We start from the raw sequence: 25,765 nt of genomic DNA, 5'->3' as shown, positions 1-25,765 counted from the left end.
TCAGCGGGGCAGCGGGAACGTACCGTCGCCGAGGTCGGGGTCCGGCAGCACCCCGTCGGGATCGACGAGGACCACATCGCGGCCGTCGAGCTTGATGCGTCGCATCCCCTCGAGGAGCATCCGCCTGCCGACGTCGGAGAAGCGATCGACGCGGGAGGCGTCGAACACCACCGTGCCGGTACCGGTGTCGTGGGACAACGCGTCGAGGATGCTCTCCGCACCGCTGAAACGCACCGCACCCTGTAGCTCGACGCGCAGTTCACCCGACCTGTCGGACATGCTGCGCAGCGCCGACGATCCGTAAGGCTCGGCCGCCATGAGGTGCATGCCCATGTCGTCGGACAATCTCTCGAAGACCTTCACGCCGCGAACACTGTTGCCGTGCTTGTCCAGTCGCGGTGACATGACGCCGATGCCCACCTGGCCGGGCAGTGCACCCAGAAGACCGCCTGCGACGCCGCTTTTCGCAGGGATGCCGACGGTCGTCAACCAGTGGCCCGCGGCGTCGTACATGCCTGCGCCGGCCATCACCGACAGTACTTGTCGCGCAACGGCTCTGGAGACGATGCGTTCTTCGGTTCCGGGCCGCACTCCCCCGGCGGCGAGCGTCGCACCCATGACCGCGAGATCGCGCACGGTCACGTTGATCGAGCATTGCGTCGTGTATCCCTCGACCACGGCGTGGGCCGAGTCGGAGAGAATTTCGTAGTTACGCAGCATGTGGGCGATGGCGAGGTTTCGGTCCGCGGTATCCAATTCGGATCGGCAGACCGATTCGTCGACGGACAACTGCCGCCCGGCGAGCGTCGAGAAGAAACTCAGTGCGCGGGAAACGCGTTCGTCGACCGAGGCACCCAGAAGGGAGTGCGTCGCAATGGCGCCTGCGTTGATCATCGGGTTCTTCGGTCGACGCGTCCCGCCTTCGAGGGACAGCTCGTTGAAGGCCTCTCCCGACGGCTCGACACCGACGATGGCGGCGACGGCGTCGAACCCGCGGTCGGTCAGTGCGGCCGCGTACGCGAACGGCTTCGAGATGGACTGGATGGAGAACTCGACCTCGTCGTCGCCCACCGAGTGCGTCCGGCCGTCGACGGTGGTGACCGCGATTCCGAAGACGTCGGGATTCGCCTGTGCCAGATCGGGAATGTAGTCGGCGACCTCCCCGTTCGTGTTGTCGACCAGGCTGTCGAGGACTTCGCGCAGGTAATCGGGAACCGGTGATCTCACGTCGGAAATCTATCAGTGCGCCTGCGGCACCCGTGCGCGGAAAGTTGGCCTAGAGGCGAACTATGTACGCACGGGTGGCGCAGCCGCACTAGATGGCGCCCATATCGGCAGACAGCCAATGCTCGGGCTTCAGGAAGAACACCGTGCTGTCACCGTGGTCGCTCTTGGCGAACTGCACGTATCCCTCGACCTTCTCGGGCGCCAGGTAGCGTTCGGACACCTCGCGGAGGTACGCGTCGGTTGCTTCCTCCTCGCGAACGACGGGCCCATCGACGGCGACGTATTTGATCGTGGGTTCGACGCGTTCCACCATGAGGCTGAACCGTCCTGCAGCCCTGATCAATTCGGCCTTCTTCGAGTACTTTCCGGTGAGCACCCACGCTTCACCGCCCGGGCTGTACTGGTACCAGATCGGCACCGTCAGCGGACCTCGATCGTTGCCGGCGAACACCGACAGTGCCGCGATGTGCGGCTCGGACAGAAATTCTTCTCGTTCCGATCTCGACAGTGGCATGCAGCAACCATAGGGCGATCGCTCGAGGTCGTCGACGGGTTTCGCGTATCGAAACGCACCGTTCACCGGGCGTCCGTGAGCGTGCGTCGGCGCCGCCTACCGCGGCCGGATGACGATCTCGGTCGGGTGCGCGTCGGCAGGGGTGTCGACGGCGTTCCGGATCGCCAGCGCGACGGTCTCTGGTTGCAGGAACTTCGAGCCGTCGTACTCGTCGCCCTCGTGCGCGACGATCGCTCGCTGCATGTCCGTGTCGATGCGCCCGGGGTGAATCGACGTGACCCGAATCGACGGCTCCTCCTGTCGCAGGGCGTCGCCGAACGCGCGCAGCGCGAACTTCGACGCGGCATAGCCACCCCAGCCCGGATTGACGCGCAAGCCGGCGCCGGAGTTCACGAGGACCACGTGGCCTCCCGCGCGTCGCAACGCAGGAAGCAGCGCCTGCGTCAGCGCGACGACGGCGAGGACGTTGCTCTCGTACTGGCGACGCCACTCGTCGATCGAGGATTCGGCGATGGATCCGAGGGACGCGACGCCTGCGTTGTGTACCAGCACGTCGAGCGAATCGATCTCGCCGGCTGCGCGTGAAACGGCGTCGTGGTCGGTCAGGTCGACGGGCCACGGCGTCGCGCCGTGCAGTTCTCGCGTGATGTCGGCCAGCGACTCTTCCGTCCGTCCACCGAGGAACACACCGTGATCGGACGCGAGCTGCCTCGCCACGGCTGCGCCGAGGCCCCGGCTCGCGCCCGTCACCAAGGCTGTAGGAGTCATGCCTCCAACGTAGCTAGTCGAACTGCATACCCGCCTCCGCAGCCATGGCTGCGGTCGTGTTGCCGCCGTCGAGCGACTCTCTGATGATGTCGGCGTGTCCCGCGTGCTGCGCGATTTCCCGCAGAATGTGCAGCAGTGTGAAACGTGCTGACTGCCAGGCACGTTCGGGCGCCCACGGTGCCGTCGGCAAAGGTACTTGGATGTCGAGATCCATATCGGCGACGGCGGTTTCCGTCGCCTCGGCGACGCGCGCGTACTCGGCGATCAACCCTTCGACGGTCTGGTCGGGGCCCATGACGTACTCGGTGCCCATGCGCGACAGGTCGAACTCGGCGTTCTCGTCCATGTCCGCGATGACCTTCATCCAACCGCGTTCGTTGCTGACGACGTGGTTGAGCAGACCGCCGAGAGTCAGTTCGCTGACCGTGGTGCGCTGCCTCGCCTGCTCGTCGGTGATGCCGCGGACGGTGTAGAGGAAGTTCTTGCGCTGGTCGGCGAACATGCGAAGGATGTCGGCCTTCTCACCGGTGAGGGTCATGTCGGGTCCTTTCGTGGCTGGTGAGAACTACTGTAGGAACGATTGCGGACAGATACGGTCCGCTTTCGATTCGGTCTCTCGAAAGGCGGAAAACGGGGAACGGTCGCACACTTGGTCTCATGGCCGACCGCGGATTCACCTCGACACAACTGGCCGCTCGGGCCGCCTACCTTCTGCGCGGCAACGACCTCGGCACGATGACCAGCGCCGCCCCGCGGCTGTACCCCCACATGTGGAGTTGGGACGCGGCGTTCGTGTCCGTCGGACTCGCACCGCTGAGCGTCGAACGGGCCGTCGTCGAACTCGACACGCTGCTGTCCGCGCAGTGGAAGAACGGGATGATTCCGCACATCGTGTTCGCGAACGGTGTCGACGGCTACTTCCCCGGCCCGGCACGGTGGGAGACGGGACAGCTGGCCGCACATGCGCCGACAGCGCCTCAGACGTCGGGCATCACGCAGCCGCCGGTGCATGCCATCGCCGTCCAACGCATTCTCGATCATTCGCGACGCCACGGCCGGACGACTCGGGCCGTCGCCGAGGAGTTTCTCGATCGTCGCTGGGAGAACCTCGTGCGATGGCATCGTTGGCTCGCCGAGGCGCGCGACATCGAGAACAACGGGCGCATCACCCTCTTCCACGGCTGGGAATCCGGCATGGACAACTCGCCGCGGTGGGACGCGTCGTACCGGAATGTCGTTGCGGGAGCGATGCCTCCGTACCAGCGCGAGGACCACGCCGTCATCACGGATCCGTCGCAGCGTCCGACCAACCACGAATACGACCGGTACATCTGGCTCGTCGAAGAGATGAAGCAAGCAGGTTACGACGACGCGGCCCTGGCGGCCACGATGAGCTTCGCGGTCGAGGACGTCTTCGTCAGTGCGGTGTTCGCGATGGCGTGCGACGTGTTGGCGACGATCGGCGAGGAACATTCGAAACCGAATTCCGACGTCCGTGAACTCCGCGCTTGGTCCGAACGGTTCGGGAAGGGCGTCATCGCGACGACGGATGCCCGCTCCGGTGCAGCCCGGGACTACGACGTGCGCGCGAACCGGTGGATCACCACCGACACCATCGCCATGTTCGCACCGCTGCTGTGCGGTGGGTTGCCGCGGGAACAGGAACGGACGCTGCTGCGGACGTTCGAAGGCACCCGGTTCTGTGGACACCCCGACCTGCGATACGCCGTTCCGCCGTCGACGTCACCGGTGTCGAGGGACTTCCGTCCACGCGAGTACTGGCGCGGGCCGGTATGGCCCGTCATCACGTGGCTCTTCTCGTGGGCGTTCGCGCGGCGAGGGTGGGCCGAACGGTCACTGTCCTTGCGCGAGGAGGGCTTGCGTCAGGCCAGCGACGGCAGCTTCGCCGAGTACTACGAACCGTTCACCGGGGAGCCGCTCGGCAGTATGCAGCAGTCGTGGACGGCGGCGGCGGTGTTGGACTGGCTCGGCTAGCGCACGTGCGTGCGAATGTATAGCGGGCTGTACATTCGCGCGCACGAGGTCTGTGACGACTCACCATTGAACCGTCGCTGCCGGCTACCTACCGTCAGCGAGTGGCCATGAAACGCAGTGTTGCGACCGTCGTTCTTGCCAGTGCGCTCGTGTGCGCGATGCCCGCGGTGGCGTCGGCGAATCCACAGGGGCCCGATGTGTCGTCGTGGCAACACATCGACGGCACCGAGATCGACTGGTTCGCGGTGCGCGAATCGGGCCACGACTTCGCGATGGTCAAGGCCACCGAGGGTCTGAACTACGTCAACCCGTACTTCGTGCAGGACTGCGTCGTCATGCGGGTCGCGGGTGTCGCTCGCGGCGCGTATCACTACGCGGACGTCCGGGAATCACCCGAACTGCAGGCGGCGTACTACTCGACGGTCGTCCTCGGCATCAACGGACCGGGTGATCTGCCGCCGGTACTGGATCTCGAACGGTCGCACGGTCTTTCGCCGGCTCAACTGATCGACTGGACACACCGCTACCTGAACGCGGTGCAGGCGCTGACCGGACGCCAGCCGATCATCTACACCTATCCGAACTTCTGGCGGACGGCGATGGCCGACACTCACGAGTTCAACCACTATCCCCTGTGGATCGCGGACTACAACGACACGCTCGGTCCCCTCCCGGGAGGGTGGACGCAGTGGATGTTCTGGCAGTTCACCGACAACGGCCGCATCCCGGGCATCGAGGCGCCGACCGACATCAACAACTACAGCGGGTCCGGCGGCGATCTTCGGCGGTTGGCTCGCTGGTAGCCCTCGTGCGTGCGAATGTATAGCCCGCTATACATTCGCACGCACGTGGGCTAGGCGCCCAACGCCCTCGCCAGCGTCGGCCACGACGCCCGCAGCGCATCCTGCCAGTACATCCACGAGTGCGTGCCCGGGAACCCGAGGTCGAAGTCGGCGGGTATGCCCAGGTCGTCGAGACGCTGCTGCAGCCGCATCGCGCAGCTGTTCGTGATGGCCTCGATTGCGCCACCGACGACGATCTGATCGGGTAGCGGAGGTGATCCCGCAGGCCGGACGACTCCCGGCACCTCGTACGGCCCTGGCAACCCGGTCGCGTTGGAGACGAACAGCTCGAGTCCGCGAAGCTTCTCGGCGTTGACGTACGGATCGTGCTCGACCCAGCGCGGGTCTCCGTCGGGACCCCACATGTTGTCGGTGTTGCCGCGGCCGCGCGCTTCGACCAGCAGCCGAACGAAGTTGCGTGCGAGAGGATCCGACGTCTGCGCACACCCGCTGTACGACGCCACTCCTCGATACAGGCCGGGAGCCTGAATCGCGAGATCGAGCACCGATCCGGCCGACATGGACAGTCCACCGATTGCGTTGACGCCGTTGGCATCCAGTGCGTCGTCGAGTACGGGCGGGAGCTCGTGCGTCAGGAAGGTCTGCCATTTGTTGCGGCCGAGCACCGGGTCGTCGTGCTGCCAGTCGGTGTAGTACGACAGATAGCCGCCGACGGGGATGACCACGTTGACGTTCTTGTCCCCGAAGAACTGAGACATGTCCGTCTGCCGCAGCCAGTTCGCGCCGTCCTCGCCGCCGCCTGCACCGTTGAGCATGTACAGCGTCGGCCGCGGTGCGGACGTGTCGGCGGGACGAAGCACCTGCAGCTGGATGACGCGATCCATCGACGGCGAGTAGACGAAGACGTCCCAGCGGCGATCGTCCTTCTTGTCGATACGGTCCACCGAGCTGGGCGGATCGGCGACGGCAACAGCCGTCGGCATCAGCAGAAACAGAGCCAGAACCCCGAGGACCGCGCGGCGTAACCAGATCACCGCCCACCACCTCGGGCCAGCCGCCGCGCAACCACCGGGCCGTAGGTCTTGACGGCAGGCGCGGACATCATCTGCCAATGCGAGTGTGCGACGGACACATTCGTGATTTCACCGCGGACGTAGGGATGCCACGTGGCGACACCCGACCGATCTTCCATCCCTGCCGCGACGTAGAGGACGTCGCCGTCGTACACACGTGGACGATGGCGCACCGCCAGGTCGTGATTGTGCAGTGCCGCGGCGAGAAGCCGTTCGGCGTCGGAGGTCTCGATGATTCCGGACCCGCCGAGCAATGTCGGCAGAGTGTCGAGCGCGACGACTTGATTCTCGACGCCGGGCAACGACAGTCCCACCGCGTCGAGCAGATCCGACGCCGGAATCTCGGCGTTCCAGACGTCCTCGGGTTGCACGGCGTGGCTGTCGAGCAGAGTCAGCGACGCCACGTCCTTGCCTGCGTCGCGCAGTTGCACGGCCATCTCGTGCGCTATCGTGCCGCCGAGCGACCAGCCCAGCAGGTGGTACGGCCCGTCGGGTGCGATCTTCTCGATCTCCTCGATGTAGCGGCGCGCCACACCGCCGAGTGAATCGGGCAGGTCGGCGGGACCGGGCGTCTGCAGGCCGTAGATCGGGCCGTCCGTGTATCGATCCAATCCGGTGTAGCACCAGGACAATCCGACGATCGGATGGATGCAGAACAGCGGTGCGGACGTTCCCTCCGTACGGATGGGGAACACGATGTCGTAGGACGAGCCCGTCGACCCCCCTGAATCGAGCAGAGCCGCAATCGATTCGGGCGTCGGTTCGGTCAACAGCGCCTGCAGCGACAACATCGTCCCGGTGTTCTCTCGAATGGCCGAGACGACGCGCATCGCCGTCAGCGACGTCCCGCCGAGGGCGAAGAAGTCGTCGTCGATGCCAACCTTGTTCATATCGAGTACCTCCGCGAATACACGTGTGACGATCTCTTGGGATTCTGTGGTGGGCGGTGTGTAGCTCCGCTCGGCATGATCCGGAGCGGGCAGCCGCGCCGTGTCCAACTTGCCTGTCGGTGTCCGCGGCACCGCGTCGAGAACGACGACCGCCGACGGAATCATGTAGCTCGGCAGCATCTTCCGAAGATGGGCACGCGCATCGTCGGGACTGCCGAGCACGTAGGAGACGAGAATCGTCTCCCCCGACGGGCCGGGTCGGCCGATCGTGACGGCGAAGTCGACGTCGGGATGCGTCGACAGTGCCGCGTCGATCTCCCCCAGTTCGATCCGGAAGCCGCGTACCTTCACCTGGGAGTCACCGCGGCCGCTGTAGCGCAGACGGCCGTCGCGGGTCCACCGCACGATGTCGCCGGTGCGATACATCCGGCCCGCCCCGAACGGGTTCGCGACGAAACGCGTCGACGTCAGACCTTCTCGCCCGTGGTAGCCGCGCGCCACCGCGGGCCCTGCGACGTACAGCTCACCGGGAACGCCGACCGGCACCGGGTGCAGGCGGGAATCCAGTACGACTGCCGCGAAACCTGTTATGGGTGCGCCGATGTCGACCGGCGCGCCGACGTCGACTGCGCCGAGTGTCGAGATGTCGGTGGCCTCGGTCGGTCCGTATCCGTTGAGCATGAGCCGCCCCGGTGCCCAGCGCGCGACCAACTCGGGACTGCACGCCTCACCTCCGACGCAGACGACGCGCAGCGTCTCGAGGCCGTCCGGGTCGAGTGTCGACAGCGCGGACGGTGTCATCAGCGCATGGGTGACGCCCTCGGATCGGATCAGGTCGCCCAGTTCGTCACCACCCAGAATCTCCGGCGGAGACACGACGAGCGTGGCCGACGCGGACAACGCCGACACCATCTCACCGACGGCCATGTCGAAGCTCGGGGACGCCGCGTGCAGGAACCGCGACTCGGCCGTCACGCGATGCAGATCACGCCGTGCCGCAGCGAGATTCGCCAGACCGCGATGGGGAACGACGACTCCCTTCGGCAGCCCGGTCGAGCCGGACGTGTAGATGACGTACGCGGCGGAATCGAGCCTCACGAGCCGGGCGAGTTCGTCCGCGCCCAGCGGTTCGGCGGACGCTCCCTCCTGATCGGCGACGGTGTCCGCGTCATCGAGTTCGAGCCACGTGATCCCATCGGGCAGAGACGATCTGTGTGCGGCGAGCGTGATCCCCATCGCCGCTCCGGAATCGGACACCATGTGTGCCAATCGATCTCGCGGATAGGTGGGATCGACGGGCAGATAGGCCGCTCCCGTCTTCGTCACCGCCCACACTGCCGCCACCGACTCCCACGACCGCGGGAGACCGAGTGCGACGACGGTGTCCGGCCCGATCCCGTACCCGAGAAGCACCCGAGCCAGCCTGTTCGACGCCTCGTCCGCCTCGCGGTAGGTGTGTCCGTGGCCGTTCCACCGGACGGCGATGCCGTCCGGGTTGGCCATGACGGCCGAGTCGATCAGCTGCGAGAGCGTCTGTGGCCTAACCGCGTTCGCGCCGCGTACCGGTGTCGACGCCGCTCGCTCGGCCGCGGACAGCAACTCGATGTCTCCCACCGCCCGACTCGGATCCTGCACCGCCGCAGTCACGATCACACGGAACATCGATGCGAACCGCCTCGCGGTGGCCGCGTCGAACAGGTCGGTGCTGTAGCGCAGCGATCCGTGGATGCCGTCGGCCACGTCTGTGAGGGTGAGTGCCAGATCGAATCGTGTGACGGGTGACTCGTACGGAAACTCCGACACGGTCAGACCCGGTAACTCCAGCGTGGTCGGCCGCTGCGGTTCGTACGCGAGCAACGCCTGGAACAACGGCGCGTGCGACGTCGACCGCGTGGGCGCGACCGCCTGAACGACCTGTTCGAACGGAATGTCACTGTGCGCCAACGCGTCCAGATTCGTCTCGCGTACCCGCTGCACCAAGTCCTCGAAACTCTCGCCGGCGCGGTACTCGGTCCGGAGCACGAGCGTCCCGACGAACATGCCGACCACGTCGTCGAGTGCCCCGGCGCCGCGGCCCGACACGGTGGTACCGAGGGCGATGTCCGTCGTTCCCGACAACCGTGCGAGCAGAACCGCGTACGCGGCATTCATGACCATGAACATCGAGGCCCCACAGCGCAGTGCAAGCGATCGGACGGCCGCCGCCTCGTCTCGTGTGAGGTCGAATCCGACTTCCGCACCGCGCTGCGACGCCACCGCCGGACGCGGCCTGTCGGTGGGAAGTTCGAGCAGGTCGGGCAGCCCGTCGAGCGTGCGACGCCAGTAGCCGAGCTGCTGTGACGCGACCGAGTCCGCATCGTCGGTGGATCCGAGTACCGTGCGCTGCCAGACCGCGAAATCGGCGTACTGCACGGGAAGCGGATCCCATCCGGGTGAAGTGCCCTGCAGCCGAGCCGAATACGCGGTGACGACGTCCCGAGCCAGTGGCGCCATCGACATGCCGTCGGCCGCGATGTGGTGCACGACGAGGACGAGCACATAGCTGTCGACGTCGGTCCGCAGCAGAACGCCGCGAATCGGAACAGCCGCGGTGACGTCGAATCCGCGACCGAGGACATCGGTCACGGCGGCGAGTACGTTCTTCTCGTCGACCTCGGCGACGCGCAGATCCAGGCCGACATCGGCCGCGTCCACGATCACCTGCTCGGGCTCGTCGGCGACCGGGTACAGCGTGCGCAGCGACTCGTGCCGCTCGAGAACGTCGTGTACGGCCAGGCGCAGCGCATCGGCGTCGAGCGCTCCGGTGAGTCGTACCGCGAACGCGATGTTGTACGCCGGGCTGTCCGGCGCAGCCTGATTCAGCAACCACATTCGAGTCTGGGCTGCCGACAACGGGATTCGGTCCGGACGATCGGCGGCGATCAACCGCGGCAGCGACGACCGCTCCGCACCGTCGACCCGCGCCGCGAGCCCGGCGACGGTCGATGCTTCGAACAGAGCGCGTACCGCGAGTGCGGTCCCGGCTTCCTCGTTGATGCGGGCGATCACACGCGTCGCGACGAGCGACGTGCCGCCGAGGTCGAAGAAGTCGTCGTGGGCGCCGATGCGGTCCACCGCGAAGACCGTCCCGAACACGTCGGCGACCAGAATCTCGCTGTTCGTGCGCGGTGCGACGTAGTCGGCGCCTGCAAAGACTGGTCGCGGCAACGCCTTTCGATCGATCTTGCCCGCCGCCGTCATCGGGACGCGGTCGATCGTGGTGATCGAGCGAGGAACCATGTGCGACGGCAGAGACTGTCGCGCGAAGTCCGTCAGCGCCGCGTCGTCCACGTTCCCACCGGCGGGGACGACGTAGCTGACGACGCTGCCGGAATGCACCGCCGACACCGAGTGGGCGACGCTCGGATGCCGCGCGAGTACCGCGTCAACCTCACCGAGTTCGATGCGGAAGCCGCGGACCTTCACCTGCGCGTCCGCCCGGCCGAGGTATTCGAGGCTGTCCCCGACGACGCGCACCCGATCGCCGGTGCGATACAGCCGCTCACCACCGGGCCCGGCGACGAACGACGCTGCCGTCAGTGCCGGGTTGCCGTGGTACCCGCGGGCGAGCGCGTCACCGGCCACGTACAGCTCGCCCACGACCCCGAGACCGACGGGATGCAGTCGCGCATCGAGGACGTAGGCGTCGATCCCGCGGGTCGGTCCGCCGATACGAACCGGTGTGTCGGCGTCGAGCGGGCCTTCCAGGGTGGCGACGATCGTGCACTCCGTCGGCCCGTAGGCGTTGAACAGCGAGACGCGGTCGGCCCAGGTCCGCACCAGCTCGGGACTGCACACGTCGCCGCCGACGACGAGTACTCGTAGCTCGGGGAGGGCATCCGGATCGACCGTGGCGGCGGCCGCAGGCGTCAGGAACGCATGCGTGACGCCGTGCATAGCAGCCGTGAGCTCGGCGCCACCGTAGACGTCGGGGTCGACGATCGTCATCGTGCCCCCTGCGCCGACGGTCATCAGGAGTTCCAGAATCGAGGCATCGAAGCTCGGGGACGCGAAATGGAGTGTGCGACTGCGGGGATCGAGTCCGAAGCGTTCGACGAACTCGGCCGTCAGATGTGCCAGGCCCGCGTGTGTGACGGCAACACCTTTCGGCACGCCCGTCGAACCGGATGTGTAGATGACGTACGCGCGATGCTCGGGCCTCAGCGGCAGCAGGCGGTCTCTATCCGTTATCGGTGCCGTGGAACCGTCGGGGAGATCGCCCGGGTCGATCCACTCGATGCCCCCGAGCCGGATCGTGTCGGAGATACCCAGCACCGCTGCGGAATCGGTGATCATGTGTTCGATCCGGTCCGCCGGATAGCGCGGGTCGACGGGCACGAACGCGGCACCGGTCTTAACGACGGCCCACACCATGGCGATCGACTGGACGCTCCGAGAGAGCGCGACGACGACCGACGTCTCCGGTCCTGCGCCGCGGGCGATCAGTTGTCGAGCCACGGAGTTCGAGACTGCGTCGAGTTCGTTGTAGCTGCAGACTCTTTCACCGTGAAGCAGAGCGACATCTCCGGCATTCAGCGCTCCAGCCATGATGTCCGGCAGGGTTCGTCGCGTGGCACCCGGCCGGCCGCGCAGCACCGACGGGCGGCTCGCCGGAATGTCCCCGACCACCGTCGCCGGATCTGCGAGCACCGCCGTCAGAATGCGCACGAACTGCTCGGCGAATCTTTCGACGGTACTGCGGTCGAAGAGATCGGTTGCGTACGTGAGAGTTCCGTCGTACGTAGTGGAATCGATACCGAACTGCAGATCGAACTTCGCGATCGGTGCGACGCCGGTCAACGGGGTGACGGTCAGATCCGGCAGTTCGACGGCCGGGGCTGGCTCGTCGAGCGACAACATCACCTGGAAGAGCGGATGGTGCGCGGTGGAACGTGCGGGAGCGAGGAGTTCGACGAGGCGGTCGAACGGCACGTCGGCATGCGCGTAGGCGGCGAGGTCACGATCCCGGACCTGCTGGAGAACCTCGGTGAAGCTCGACGCCGAGTCCACGAAGGCCCGTAGTGCCAACGTGCCGACGAACATTCCGACCAGATCGTCGAGCGCCTGCTCACCGCGGCCCGCCACCGGGGTACCGATCGTGATGTCCCGCTCCCCCGACAACTGTGCGAGCAGAACCGCGAGTGCCGCGTGCAGCACCATGAACGGGGTCGTTCCGGTGCGCGCGGCGAGGTCGGCGACGGATGTGCGGACGTCGTCGGGGATTGCGAACGACACCGAGTCTCCGCGATAGGAGAAGATCTGCGGCGCAGGACGATCCGTCGGCAGAGCAAGCCGGTGCGGAACACCGTCGAGTTCTCGCGTCCAGAAATCGATCTGACGTGACGCCACCGACTCCGGATCGTCCTCCGCGCCGAGCTTGTCCAGCATCCACAGCGCATAGTCGGCGTACTCCACGGGCAGGGCGTTCCACGACGGAACGGCACCGTGCGCGCGAGAGGTGTACGCCAGCATCACGTCTCGCGCGAGCGGTCGCATCGACCAGCCATCGGCCGCAATGTGATGCGTGACGACGAGCAGGACATGCTCGGTCGCGGACAGACGGAACACCGTGGCGCGCAATGGCGGCCGATCCGTGACGTCGAAACCGCGGCCCGCGGCGGTCAGCAGCGCGGCGGTCAGGCGATCCGCGGCGGTGTCGACGACCGGAACATCGAGTGCGACATCGTCGAGTATCACCTGACGTGGGCCCGTCGGCGAATCCGGATAGAAGGTGCGCAGGGGGTGGTGTCGCGCGACGACGTCCGCGACGGCCTGGGTGAGTGCGCCGACATCCACGATGCCGTCGAGCCGGACCGCGCCTGCGATGTTGTAGGCGGGCGACGACGGATCGAACCGGTTCAGCAGCCACATGCGATGCTGGTTCGGCGCGAGCGGAATGGTCGACGGTCTCGGTCCGGCAACGAGAGTGGTTATCGCCGAACCGACCTCGACTCTGGAGGCCAGACCACGCACCGTCGGATCGTCGAACAGATCACGCACGCTCAGGGAGCCGCCGAGGTCGGAGTTGATGCGTGCGATCACCTGCGTCGCGGTCAGCGAGTTCCCCCCGAGTTCGAACCAGCTCGTCGTGGCACCGACGTCGACTGCCTCGAGCACATCGGAGAAGATATGCGCCACGGCGACTTCCACGTCACCGGCGGGTGGCTCGAAAACAACAGGTGACGCCGACGGTTCCGGTAGTGCCGAGCGGTCCAGCTTGCCGTTGCGCCCGAGGGGCATGCGGTCGACGTCGACGAACACCGTCGGCACCATGTACGCGGGCAGTTCCGACTCGACGTGCGCGCGGATCGTGTCGACGTCGGCAGTTCCACAGACGTACGCGACGAGGCGTTCCTTCGTTCCTTCGCCGTACACCGTCGCAACGGTCGACGCGACGCCGGGCGTCATCAGGATCGATGCTTCGATCTCGCCGAGCTCGAGACGCTGCCCGCGCAGCTTCACCTGGAAGTCGTTGCGACCCAGATACTCCAGCGTCCCACTCGCCGTCCATCGCACCAGATCCCCGGTGCGGTACATGCGGCTGCCGACCGCGAACGGGTCCGCGACGAAACGATCCGACGTCAGCGCGCTGCGTGTCACGTATCCCCGAGCGAGCTGCACACCCGACAGATAGAGCTCGCCGACGGCGCCGATCGGAGCCGTGCGCAGCGCCGAATCGAGTACGCGCACGCCGGTGTTCCACACCGGCACGCCGATCGGAACGGCGCCTTCGCCGTCGGCGTCGGTGCGGTGGTAGGTGACGTCGACGGCGGCCTCGGTGGGCCCGTACAGGTTGTGCAGCTCGGTGGTGAGCGCTGCATGGGTGCGCTGGACCGTCGAGCGGGGTAGGGCTTCGCCGCTCGCGAAGATCTGCCGCAGCGAGCCGCACGCGTCGAGATCTCCGTGCGCGAGGAACAGATCGAGCATCGACGGCACGAAATGCATCGTCGTGACGGCCTGCTCGTGGATCAAGCTGGAGAGGTACTTGGGGTCGCGATGGCCACCGGGTTCGGCGATGACGGTCCGCGCCCCGATCATGTGCGGCCAGAACAGCTCCCACACGGACACGTCGAACGTCGTCGGGGTCTTGTGCAGAACGACGTCGGATGCGTCCATCGGGTAGGTGTCCTGCATCCACACCAGTCGGTTCACGATGGATCGATGCGATACCGCGACGCCTTTCGGCCCTCCGGTCGAGCCCGACGTGAAGATGACGTACGCGGTGTTGTCGGCGCGCAGCGGTGTCGGGCGCTCGCGGTCGAGAATCGGACCGGTGTCGAACGACGACAGGTCGAGCGCCCTCGGATCGATGACCGGCACGGCACTCTCGATCTGCGTCCCCAGGACGAGCGTCGGCGCTGCGGTGGCAATCATGTGCGCGAGCCGAGCCGCAGGCAGTGCCGGGTCGAGCGGGAGATAGGCGCCTCCCGCATGCACGATCGCGTGGATAGCGACGAGCTGATCGATCGATCGCGGCAGCGACACGGCGACGACGCTTTCCGGCCCGATCCCGCGTGAGATCAGGTAGCGCGCCATGCACCGCACGCGGGCGGCGAAGTTGCCGTACGTCAGCGACCGGCCGTCGGACACCACGCACGTGCTGTCCGCGTACGTCGACGCCGGTTCGCGCAGTAGATCGAGCAGTGTCGTCGGCGCCACCTCACGCCTGGTGTCGATCCACCGATCGGTGACGGCGAGTCGTTCCTCCTCGCCGAGGACGTCGATATCGACGACGCGCCCCCCGGGTGCGTCGATCATCGCGGCCATGACGCGTTCGAGTCGCTGCGCGATCGTCGTGACCTCACCGTGGGAGAACGCGTCGGGCGCGAACCGCAGCGTCATGGCCGGTGTCGGTTCCAGCACCGTGACGAGGGTCAGGGGGTAGTGCGTCGAGTCGGCGACGTCGATGCCGAGCACGCGCATGCCGCCGATGTCGGTCGCGTTGCCGAGCGCATTGTGGTCGACGGGGTACGACTCGAACACCGTCAGCGTGTCGAACATCGCGCCCGGTCCCGCTGCTGCCTGTATCTCGGCCAGCCCGACGTGGTGGACATCGAGCAGGTCTGCCTGCTCCTGCTGGATGCGGGTCAGCAGTGTCCGTGCGGTGTCCGCGACCTCGGTGCGCACTCGGACCGGCAGCGTGTTGATGAACAGCCCGAGAGTGTCCGTCGCGCCGGCCAATTCGGCGGGACGGCCGGAGACCGTCGCGCCGAAGACGACGTCGCGTCGAGAGAGCACCGCGGACAGCACGATCGACCAGGCCACCTGCACGACTGTGTTGACCGTGACGCCCAGGCTGCGTGCCAGGTCGTCGAGTGCGCGGCCGTCGAGTCGCACCGGAACGTCCTGAGGCAGAACGGTCGTGCCCGTGAACCGGTCGGCCACCAGGGTCGGTTCGGTCGAGCCCGACAGCACGTCCGTCCACCGCGTGAGCGCAGCGGCACCGTCGCGTCGCGACAGCCAGGCCAGGTAGTCGCGGTAGGACGGAGCGGGCGTCGGGATCGGACCGTCGGCCGCGTACAGCACCAGCAGGTCCCGGACGAAGATCGGCATCGACCAACCGTCGAACAGGATGTGGTGATTGGTGACGACGAGGTGCGTTCGCTCCCCGCTGCGCACGACGGCGAATCGGACGAGCGGGCCCGTGGCCAGGTCGAACGGCTGCGAACGTATCCGGGCGACGGCGTCACCGAGGTCGTCGGCCTCGATCTCGGACCACGGCACGTCGTGGTGGTGATGCACGATCTGTACGGGACGTCCATGAGCGTCGGAGTCGAACGACACGCGCAGCGCGTCGTGACGGTCCAGCAGGCGGGCGGCAGCGCGGCGCAGCCGTGCGGTGTCGACGTCGCCACCGAGTGCGAAGACGATCTGTGCGGTGTACGGATCCACCCCGCCGCGCGTCAGATCGGCGTGGAACAGCAGTCCGCGCTGCAGCGGCGACAGTGGCCATGCATCGTCGAGGGCTCCGAAACGGCTCTCCCACAGCTCGATTCGCTTCTGCTCGACCGAGATCAACGACATGTCCGACGGCGTGAGCCCGCCCGCGTCCGGAGCGGACGCGCGGTCGACGATCTCGACGATCGCGCGGTGCCACAGTTCACCGAGCGCGTCGGCATCGACGAGGTCTACGGCATATCCGATGCGCGCCTGCAGAACTCCGTCGACGACGGCGAGGTCGATCTCGACGGCGAACTCCTGGGCCAGGTCGCGTCCGCTGTCGGACCCCACGGTTCTCGCGAGATCCGGAATCCAACCCTGGCCGGCCAGAGCGTCGGGAATGCGGGTGGAGATGCGTCCGAGGTAGTTGACGGAAATCTGCGGTCGCGGCAGGTCGTCGAAGGCGCCGGACGCCGCGAGCACGCCGTATGCGGGACCGCGGCTCGGTACCGAGCGGATCTGTTCCTTGATGGACTTCGCGACGACATCGACGTCGGCGTTCGGTACGTCGAGCCGTACCGGATAGGTCGTGGTGAACCAGCCGACCGTCCGGGTGAGATCCGACCCCGGTATCGAATCCTCGTCCCGTCCATGGCTTTCGAGCTGCAGAAGCAACGACGGGGACGACTGCCAGCGCGAGAGCGCCATCGCCAGCGTCGTCAGCAGCACGTCGTCGGCGCTCATCCGGTAGGTGGTGGCGACGTTGCCGAGAAGCTTCTCGGTGAGGTCGGCTTCGACGGTCAGTTCGCTGTGCGCGAGGGAAATCCGTGTGTTCTCCGAGTCGAACGGACCGCACGGACCGTCGAGAACGGCTCTCCACGAATCGGTTTCGGCGACGACTTCGAGATCCTGCACCGCGTGCGACCACCGTCGCATCGAGGTCTCGACGGGCGGCAGCACGATCGACCCGGCACGCTGCGACCATGCGGTCGCGAGATCGGGAACCAGGATGCGCCAGGAGACACCGTCGACGACGAGGTGGTGGGCGACGAGCACGATACGATCCGCGTCGATCAGGCGAACCACCTGCAGCACGACTCCGTCGCGCGGACGCAACCGCTCGCCTGCGCGTCGAACCACTGCGTCGAGATCACCCGTATCGGTCGAAACCAGTTCCGCTACAACGGTAGTGCCTACCGGGTCGACGACGAGTTCGTCATCGACGAGGCGAGCGCGCAGCATGTCGTGATGGTCGACGACGGCGGCGACTGTGCGCACGAGGTCGTCGTCGGTCAGGCCCGGTGGCGATGTCAGCACGAGTGCCTGGAAGAAGTAATCGATGTCGGACGGCCGCGACGTGCGCGCCAGCACGCTGCGGGCGATCGGGAGCAGAGGCATCGACCCGACGCCACCACCGGGTAGTTCTTCGAGTCGCACGCGGTCGGCCACGGACGTCGCGACGCGTGCGAGACCGGCAACCGTGCGCTGCTCGAACACGTCGCGCGGGGTGAATGCGATTCCCGACGCCTTTGCCCGCGAGACCAGTTGGATCGCGACGATGCTGTCGCCGCCGAGGGTGAAGAACGAGTCGTCGATGCTGACGGCGTCACGGCCGAGTACCTCCGCCATCGCGTCGGCGATGATCTGTTCGGTCTCGTCGGTCGGGGCACGGTGGGGCGTGGCCTCGTCGTGCTTCCTGGGGTCGGGCAGTGCGGACCGGTCCACCTTGCCGGACGGTGTGAGAGGCACGGACGTCAACTCGACGATGTGGACCGGAACCATCTGCGACGGCAGGAAATCCGATGCGAGCGCATGCAGCGATGCGGCATCGAACTCGTGGTCAGGTTTGATCTTGACGTACGACACGAGCTGCGACCGGCCACCGCGTTCGAGGACGACGGAGACGACGAAGTCGGTGGACTGATGCCACGACAGCACGGCATCGACCTCACCGAGTTCGATTCGGAGACCGTGCAATTGAACCTGGAAGTCACTGCGTCCGACGAACTCGAGCTCGGCGTCGGCGGGATCGTTCCCGCGCCAGCGCACGATGTCACCGGTCCGGTACAGCCGAGTGCCGCTGCCGTTCGGGTCGGCGACGAAACGGTCGGCGGTGACACCCGCACGATGCAGATAGCCGCGAGCGAGACCAGGCCCGCCGACGTACAGTTCACCGGCGATGCCGAGCGGAACCGGTCGCAGCCACCGATCGAGAACGAGAGCGGACGCGCCCTGCAGCGGGGTGCCGATGGTGATGGCCCGCGGATCGGTCAGCGGCGGCGTCATCGTGATGACGATGGTCGATTCGGTGGGACCGTAGCTGTTGTGCAGAACGGCGCGGCCGCGAAGCCGCTCCACGAGGTCGGGTGGGCAGGAATCTCCGCCCACGACAACGTGTTCCAACGATTCGACGGCGCCGACGTCCACCGTCGACAACAGTGCGGGGGCCGTGATGACGTGCGTGACGCGCTGCTCGTTCAGCAGGTCGGTCAGGTCGGTGCCGCCGTGGACGTCGGGTGGTGCGATGACCATCGTCGCGCCCGCACCGAACGCGGCGATCATCTCGAACAGGGACGCGTCGAAACTCGACGACGAGAACCGCAGCACTCGCGCCGACGGGGTGAGTTCGAGTTCGGGCCGCTCCCGCGCCGTGAACGTCGTCAGTGCGGCGTGCGTGACCGCGACTCCCTTGGGCGTCCCCGTCGAACCGGACGTGTAGATGACGTACGCCGTGTTGTCCGGACGCAGCGGGCTGCGGCGGTCGTCGGGCGTGATCGGCGCGTCCGACCTGTCGGCGATCTCGGACTGGAACGCCGGGTCGTCGAGGGCGATCCAGTGCACCCGGTCCGGCAGGGTGTCCGCGACGGCGAGCGTACTGAGTCCGACGAGCGCGCCCGAGTCGGTGACCATGTGTGCGATGCGTTCGGGCGGGTACGACGGGTCGACGGGCACGAACGCGGCGCCGGTCGCGGCGACGGCCCAGAACGCCGTCACCGAGTCGATGCCGCGCGGAAATGCGACGGCGACGACGGTCTCCGGTCCCGCGCCGCGGGCGATGAGAGCTCGCGCGATCGCGTTGCTGCGGCGTGCGAGCTCGCGGTACGTGACGTGCCGTTCGCCCTCGATCAGTGCCGTGCCGTCGGGGTGGGTGGTCGGACCGCAGGCGAGAATGTCCGGGAGCAGTGCAGGCGTCGCGACGCCGGGGCCGCGCGCCGGAACGAGCAGGCGGGCCTCGTCGTCGTGCAGAATCTCGAGGTCGTGCACCGCCGCGGCCGGATCCGCGTCGAGGAAGCGACCCAGCATTCGCAGGAAGCGCCGGTAGAGGCCGTCGAACATGTCCTGCGTGTAGATGTTCGGGTTGGCCTCCAAGTCGATGCGCGAGCTGCCCGACGGGCCTGCCGGATAGATGTTCACCGACAGGTCCTCGACGGGTCCGGTGGACAGAATATTGAACTCACCGATCCGAGAGCCGAGTCGAACGTCGCGGTCGTAGGCCATGATGTTGATCGCCGGGCCGAAGAAGCCGCGCTGGTCCTGCGACGAATTGCCCTCTCGCCGAATGTCTTCCGCGCGGTAGCGCTGATGCCGCAGCGCTCCCGTGAGTTCGAGTTGCACGGCCGAGACGAGATCGGCCACGGTCGTCGACGCGTCGATGCGGACCCGAATCGGCAGCACGTTCGAGACCATGCCGCCGGACCGTCGAAGTAACGCTGTCGTTCGGCCTGCGACAGGCAGACTCATGACGACGTCGTCCGACGCGGTCATCCGCGACACGAAGGCGGCCACTGCGGCGACGGCGATCGGTGCGAAGGCGGAATCCAGCCGATCGATGGCACCGGCGAGGGCCTGTTCCATCGCGGCGGGCAGCGGTGCGCCGCAGATCCGCGACAGAGCGGCAGGCGGGGCGACGACACCGGTGATGCTCGGCGGCGACGGCAGGGCGTGCGTCTTGGCCTGCCAGTAGCGTGCGTCCTTGTCGAAGCGCGTCGACGCCCGATACTCGTCCTCGGCTCGGTAGACGTCGCGCAGACTGCCCGCTTTCGACGGTATCGGTTCCTCGCCCGCCGAGACGGCCGAGTAGATCTCGGCCGTGCGGTTCATCAGCTGAACGGCGCCGTAACCGTCGAGCGCGAGGTGGTGGACGTGCGAGTACCAGAAGGTGCGGTCGGGAGCGATTCGGAGTATCGCGGCGTGAACGAGCGGCCCGCGGGTCGGATCGATCGGACGTGAGTAAGTCCGACGCATCCAATCGTGTGCGGCCCGAACGGGGTCGGACTCGTCACCGAAGTCGAGTTGCTCCGCGGCGTCGTCGGCAGCCTCGAGATATTGGTGCGGTTCACCATCGATCTCGATCAGTCGCAGTGATCCTGCACCGAGTTCGCGGACGGCACGCCGCGCGGCGTACCGCATCAGTTGCTCGTCGACCTCGCCGCGGATGTCGATGTAGTTCGCGATCGTGATCGGTACGTCCGGCATGAGGTGCTGGGCGAACCAGAGGCCACGTTGTGCCGCTGTGAGCGGGAAGGGTTCGGACGTTCCGTCGGCGCGACGATCGACGCTGAATTCACGCAGTTCCAGCGATTCCACAGATTCCACGAGTCGCTCTCTCGAATTCGGGAGCCCTGCACCGGTGTGATTGCCTTCGGGATGCCGGCAGAACGCGCTGCCCCGTAACGCCGTCTGCACTCGTGACTGGAAATTCCCTGGTCACCGGTTTGTCTGCAACCGAGGTTTACACAATCGTTACCACCGGTCAACCGCGTTACAGGGTGCGCCGAGAGCCTGAAGAGAAGTCACAGAACTGCTGTGACGATTGGAGGAGAACTAACAACGAGGAAGGCGCGCACAGCCGGAACGAACCGGCTAGTACGCGCCCTCCTCGGTCAGCGTCGTGCTGGAGTCAGGCCTTCCAGACCGCCACCATCGCGGGCCGCGGCTGCGAGCTGCCGCCGTCGGGCCAGTGCGAGATGGGGTTGTCGGCAGACGCCTCGTCGAACTCGCCCGGGTGTTGGACAGCGACGACGACGCGCTCGTCCTGGATGATCGGGCCGCACGTCTCGGCGCCTGCGGGCACGGTCAGGAACTGACGGGTCTCGCCGCGACGTTCACCGTCGAGCACGACGGCGAACAGGCCGTCGTTGGACTCGAGGGCGTTGCCGTCGGTGGAGATCCACAGGTTGCCCTTGCTGTCGAACGCGAGGTTGTCCGGGCAGGAGATCGGGCTGACCTGGCTCTTGTCGAAGCCGCCGAAGTAGGTGTCGGCCTCGTTCGGGTCACCGGCGACGATGAGCAGGTTCCACACGAAGGACGTGCCCGCGTGGTCGTCCTCGATCTCGAGAACCTGACCGTTCTTGTTCTTGTTGCGCGGGTTGGCCTCGTCGGCTGCTGCCTTGCCCTCGGTGCCGCGATTGGTGTTGTTGGTCAGTGCGACGTACACCTTGCCGGTGACCGGGTTCGGCTCGAAGTCCTCGGGGCGGTCCATCTTCGTCGCGCCGACCTTGTCGCCTGCCTGACGCGTGAACACGGCGACCTCTTCGGCGGACATGCCGTCGACGAGGGACTCTCCGCGCCCGTCCTCGTTCGTGCGCAGGATCGGGATCCACTCGCCCTTGCCCGCGAACTTGCCGGACTCGGGAAGCGTTCCGCTGCCGTCGATCTGGTCGGGAGCATCGCCGGTGAGGACGGCGACGTACAGGGTGCCCGCGTCGAGTATGCGCATGTTCTCGCGCATCGCGGCCTGTCCGTTGCCGGGCATGACCTTTCGGCTCGAGACGAACTTGTACATGTAGTCGAAGCGCTCGTCGTCACCGCTGTAGGCGACGACCGTGCCGTCGTCGGTGACGTAGATCGTCGCGGCCTCGTGCTTGAAGCGTCCGAGGGCGGTGTGCTTGATCGGGGTCGAGTTCGGATCCCACGGATCGACCTCGACGACGTACCCGAATCGGTTGACCTCGTTGGGTTCCTGCGCGATGTCGAAGCGCTTGTCGAAACGCTCCCACTTGCGGTCGCTGCCGGCCCCTTCGATGCCGTAGCGCGCAAGGCGTTCTGCTGCAGCGGGATCCGTGACCGTCTCGGCGTTGCCGAAGTACTGGTTGAAGTTCTCTTCGCCGGACAGCACGGTGCCCCACGGCGTCAGGCCGCCGGAGCAGTTGTTGAACGTGCCGAGCACTCGGGTGCCCGTCGGGTCGACCGACGTCTTCAGCAGGTCGCTACCCGCAGCGGGGCCGGTGACGAGGAACTCGGTCGTGCCGGTGATACGACGGTTGTACTGGCCGAACGCGGGAGTCAGCTTGCCCGAACCGGATTCGCCGTTGACCTGCACGACCGACAGGCCGTGAGCGGCGAGGCCGATCTCGAATTGCTCGCGGGTCGGGTTCTCCTCGTCGTATCCCTTGAACAGGAACGGTTCGGTCGTGTACTCGTGGTTGACGACCAGGAGGTAGGCGTTCGGGGTGCCCTCGATCGGCAGCAGGCCCGCGAAGTCGTTGTTGAAGCCGAACTGCATGGCCTGAGCCGCAGCGGTCTGGTTGTCGAAGTCGAACGCCGGCGCACCCTCGACGACCGGGTCGCCCCAGCGAAGGAACACCTGCTGCTCGTAGCCCTCGGGCACGACGACGGCGTCCTCGGTGTTGGGCGCGACCGCGGTGAAGTCGACGCCGTCGACCTCGGGAGCGGTGGTGCTGCCCGATGCTGCAGTGGTCGTGGACGAGTCGTCGCTGCTGCACGCTGCGAGCACGCCGCCTGCACCGACTGCGACAACCGCCATCGCACCGCCGCGCAGGATGCCGCGCCTGGTCATGGCCGTCTTGACGATGTCACCGAAGTACTGCCCCTTCGAGGTGTTCGGGACCTCGTGGAAGCAGGCGTCGCCGCACTTGTACTTGCAGGTCATGTTGGAGCGTGCGGAGCTTCCGTCGTGCACCGCGAACAAGGGTAGTGGCTTCATGACTCGGCACAGTGTCAGTCAAAAGCAAAGGTAAAGGAACGTCTCGGTTACGCCGGGACCAACGGGAGGCGGCGTCGCCACCCGTGCGCGCGAATGTACAGCCGGCTATGCATTCGCGCGCACGTGGGCTACAAGACCTGCGACAGAAACTGCTTCAATCGATCGGTGTGCGGATCGTCGAAAAGCTGCTCGGGCGTACCGGTTTCGACGGCCATGCCGTGATCCATGAACAGCACCTTGTTCGACACCGAACGGGCGAAACCCATCTCGTGCGTGACGACGACCATCGTCATACCACCGGATGCGAGGTCAGCCATCAACGCGAGAACGCCTTTGACGAGCTCGGGGTCCAACGCCGACGTGGCCTCGTCGAAGAACATGACCTGCGGCTTCATCGCGAGGGCACGGGCGATCGCGACGCGCTGCTGCTGACCACCGGACAGGTTGCCGGGCCGCGAATCGGCCTTGTTGCTCAGCCCGACGAGCTCGAGCTGTTCGAGCGCGGCCGCGCGAGCCTCCTCCTTGGACATGCCCTTGAGCTTGCGCAGACCGAGCGTGATGTTGTCCGCAACGGTCTTGTGCGGGAACAGGTTGAAGTGCTGGAAGACCATGCCGATGCGCTGACGTAGCTCGTCGGGATTGTCCCTGAGGACCGACTTTCCACCGAGCAGGATGTCGCCCTGATCGGGTTCGTGCAGCCGGTTCAACGCGCGCAGCAGCGTCGACTTGCCGGACCCCGACGGCCCGATGACCGTCGTCGTCCTGCCTGCGTCGACGTGTACGTTGACCCCGCGCAGCACCTTGTTGGTACCGAACGCGAGGTGAATGTCGGTGCCGGTCAACGACACTGATGTCATGTCTACCTCTCCACCACGAGCGAGACCTCGACCGGATCGAGGGTTCCCGAAGTGTCGGCCTTGCCCGAGCGCAGCCGCTTGTCGATGTAGTTGACCAGGTGCGTCAGCGGAATCGTCAGGATCAGATAGAACACGCCCGCCGCCAACAGAGGCGACAGGTTGCCGGTCTGTGCAGCGGTGTCCTGGCCCACTCGGAACAACTCGCGTTGCGACGCGAGCAGCCCGAGGAAGTAGATCAGCGAGCTGTCCTTGATCAGCGAGATGAACTGATTGACGATCGCCGGGAGGACCCGTCGGATGCCCTGCGGGACGACGACGAGTGCCATCGATCGCCGGTAGCTGAACCCGAGCGCCCGCGACGCTTCGAGCTGTCCTGAATCGACGCTCTGGATACCGGAGCGGAAGATCTCACCGAAGTACGCCGCCGCCATCAGCGACAGCGCAGCGATTCCCAGCGGGAACGGACTTCGGCTGCCGGTGAACTGCGTGAGCGTCGGCCCGAAACCGAGCCCGATCAACAGAATGACGACGGCCGCCGGGAGCCCACGGAACACGTCCGTGTACACCCGCGCAGGCCACCTCAGCCAGCGGGAGCGGGAGATGCCCGCCACCGCAAGCCCGAGTCCGATCACCGTACCGATCACCCCGGAGGACGCAGCCAAGATCAGGGTGTTCGGCAATCCGACGGTGATCAGCTTGGGAACGGTCTCCCAGATGAGTTCCCAATCGAAGAACGTGTCGTACAGATTCGACAGTGTGCTCATGAAATCGGTGAATCAGTTGGCAGGAGGCGTGGAAGCCTTGCTGCCCGGCTTCCAGTCGGACGGAACCTCACGGTCCGGGTACCACTGCTTCTCCAGCGTGGCCCAGGTGCCGTCGGCGACGACCGCGTCGAGTCCGGAGTTCAGCGCGTCGATCAACGGCTGGTTGTCCTTTGCGACGGCGAATGCCGTGAAGTTCGTGGTGTTGATCGTCTTCTCGAGGATGGCGACGCCGTCCTCTGCCTTGACCTGACCCGATGCCTGCTGCGACGGGGCGACCCACGCGTCGATCTGTCCGGACTTCACGTTGGCGTACGCGGTGTTGTAGTCCGGGAACCGAACCGGCTCGATGCCGAGCGTGTTGGTGACGTAGTCGTCCTGCACGGTGCCCTGCACGACGCCGATGCGCTGCTGGTCGTCGAGCTCGGCGATCTTCTTGATGGCGTAGTCGTTCTTCGCGACCAGTGCCATCTCACCGAAGTCGTACCCGTTGGTGAAGCCGACGGTCTGACGGCGGGCATCCGTCGTCGAGATGGACGAGGAGCCGGCGTCGTACACCTTGTTGTTGACGGCGGCGAGCAGCGCCGAGAACTCGGTGGCCGAGAACTCGACCGTCAGGTTCAGCTTTGCGGCGACGGCCTTCAGCAGCTCGTTGTCGAAGCCGGTGAAGTTGCCCGCCGCGTCGATGAAGATGTTCGGCGGCGCGTCGGACAGCGTTCCGACGTACAGCTTGCCCGGCTCGATCAGACCGAGGTTCGCGGTGTCGATCTGATCGAGCGGGGTGACGTCGTCCGTCGTGTACTTGTCGAGAGATGCCTGGTCGGAGCCCGCAAGCGCGTTCTCACCCGTCCCGCCGGAGCTGTTGTCGCTCGAACAGGCGACGGCCCCGAGTGTGAGTGCAAGCGTCGCAGCAATGGCTGCGATGGCACGGCCTCGTAAACGTCGACTGGTCACGGCGGAACTCCTCGATATGTGGATGAAAGACTCCTGAGGCTAGCGCGGCTGCGCTGAC

General features: G+C 66.4%; 10 protein-coding genes and 1 pseudogene. 2 read left to right on the top strand and 9 right to left on the bottom strand.

Annotation, left to right across the window (positions count from 1 at the left end; translation table 11 throughout):
* The 4 genes from DK926_RS08460 to DK926_RS08445 all read right to left on the bottom strand — a co-directional run bounded on the left by DK926_RS08460 (window position 1) and on the right by DK926_RS08445 (window position 3,047).
* On the bottom strand, window positions 1–1,227 hold the full coding sequence (locus tag DK926_RS08460) for a glutaminase (RefSeq protein ID WP_114330040.1): 1,227 nt from the start codon (window positions 1,225–1,227) through the stop codon (window positions 1–3).
* 88 nt (window positions 1,228–1,315) lie between these two features.
* Complete coding sequence (locus DK926_RS08455; RefSeq protein ID WP_114330117.1) at window positions 1,316–1,741, bottom strand: pyridoxamine 5'-phosphate oxidase family protein; 426 nt, start codon at window positions 1,739–1,741, stop codon at window positions 1,316–1,318.
* A gap of 96 nt (window positions 1,742–1,837) precedes the next feature.
* Complete coding sequence (locus DK926_RS08450; protein WP_114330039.1) at window positions 1,838–2,509, bottom strand: SDR family oxidoreductase; 672 nt, start codon at window positions 2,507–2,509, stop codon at window positions 1,838–1,840.
* Between the two features lie 13 nt (window positions 2,510–2,522).
* Window positions 2,523–3,047 carry a DinB family protein gene (locus tag DK926_RS08445; protein ID WP_114330038.1) on the bottom strand — a complete coding sequence of 175 codons (525 nt, stop codon included), beginning with the start codon at window positions 3,045–3,047 and terminating at the stop codon, window positions 2,523–2,525.
* A 119-nt stretch (window positions 3,048–3,166) separates the two neighbouring features.
* Between DK926_RS08445 and DK926_RS08440 the strand changes: the two genes are divergently transcribed.
* Together DK926_RS08440 and DK926_RS08435 are read left to right on the top strand one after the other, a co-directional pair.
* Entirely contained in the window at window positions 3,167–4,504 is a 1,338-nt protein-coding gene (locus DK926_RS08440) for a glycogen debranching protein (protein WP_114330037.1), read from the top strand.
* A gap of 107 nt (window positions 4,505–4,611) precedes the next feature.
* The gene (locus DK926_RS08435; RefSeq protein ID WP_114330036.1) at window positions 4,612–5,307 is read left to right on the top strand and encodes a glycoside hydrolase family 25 protein; all 696 of its coding nucleotides are present in this window, start codon (window positions 4,612–4,614) and stop codon (window positions 5,305–5,307) included.
* Between the two features lie 50 nt (window positions 5,308–5,357).
* Here DK926_RS08435 and DK926_RS08430 read toward each other — a convergent pair whose 3' ends face one another.
* The 5 genes and pseudogenes from DK926_RS08430 to DK926_RS27000 all read right to left on the bottom strand — a co-directional run bounded on the left by DK926_RS08430 (window position 5,358) and on the right by DK926_RS27000 (window position 25,707).
* Complete coding sequence (locus DK926_RS08430) at window positions 5,358–6,290, bottom strand: alpha/beta hydrolase family protein (protein ID WP_114330116.1); 933 nt, start codon at window positions 6,288–6,290, stop codon at window positions 5,358–5,360.
* A 47-nt stretch (window positions 6,291–6,337) separates the two neighbouring features.
* Entirely contained in the window at window positions 6,338–20,785 is a 14,448-nt protein-coding gene (locus DK926_RS08425; RefSeq protein WP_243636715.1) for a non-ribosomal peptide synthetase, read from the bottom strand.
* Between the two features lie 304 nt (window positions 20,786–21,089).
* Window positions 21,090–23,135, bottom strand: a complete 2,046-nt coding sequence (locus tag DK926_RS08420) for a PhoX family phosphatase (protein WP_068430621.1) — start codon at window positions 23,133–23,135, stop codon at window positions 21,090–21,092.
* Between the two features lie 128 nt (window positions 23,136–23,263).
* Window positions 23,264–23,992, bottom strand: a complete 729-nt coding sequence (locus DK926_RS08415) for an amino acid ABC transporter ATP-binding protein (protein WP_068430635.1) — start codon at window positions 23,990–23,992, stop codon at window positions 23,264–23,266.
* Window positions 23,993–23,994: 2 nt separating this feature from the next.
* Window positions 23,995–25,707 (bottom strand): annotated as a pseudogene (locus DK926_RS27000) (ABC transporter substrate-binding protein/permease).
* Window positions 25,708–25,765 lie beyond the last annotated feature (58 nt).

The sequence above is a fragment of the Rhodococcus sp. Eu-32 genome (genome assembly GCF_003336925.1).
GTDB lineage: Bacteria > Actinomycetota > Actinomycetes > Mycobacteriales > Mycobacteriaceae > Rhodococcoides > Rhodococcoides kyotonensis_B.
The sequence above is the reverse complement of the archived record's forward strand: the minus strand, read 5'-3'. Positions and strand labels throughout refer to the sequence as shown.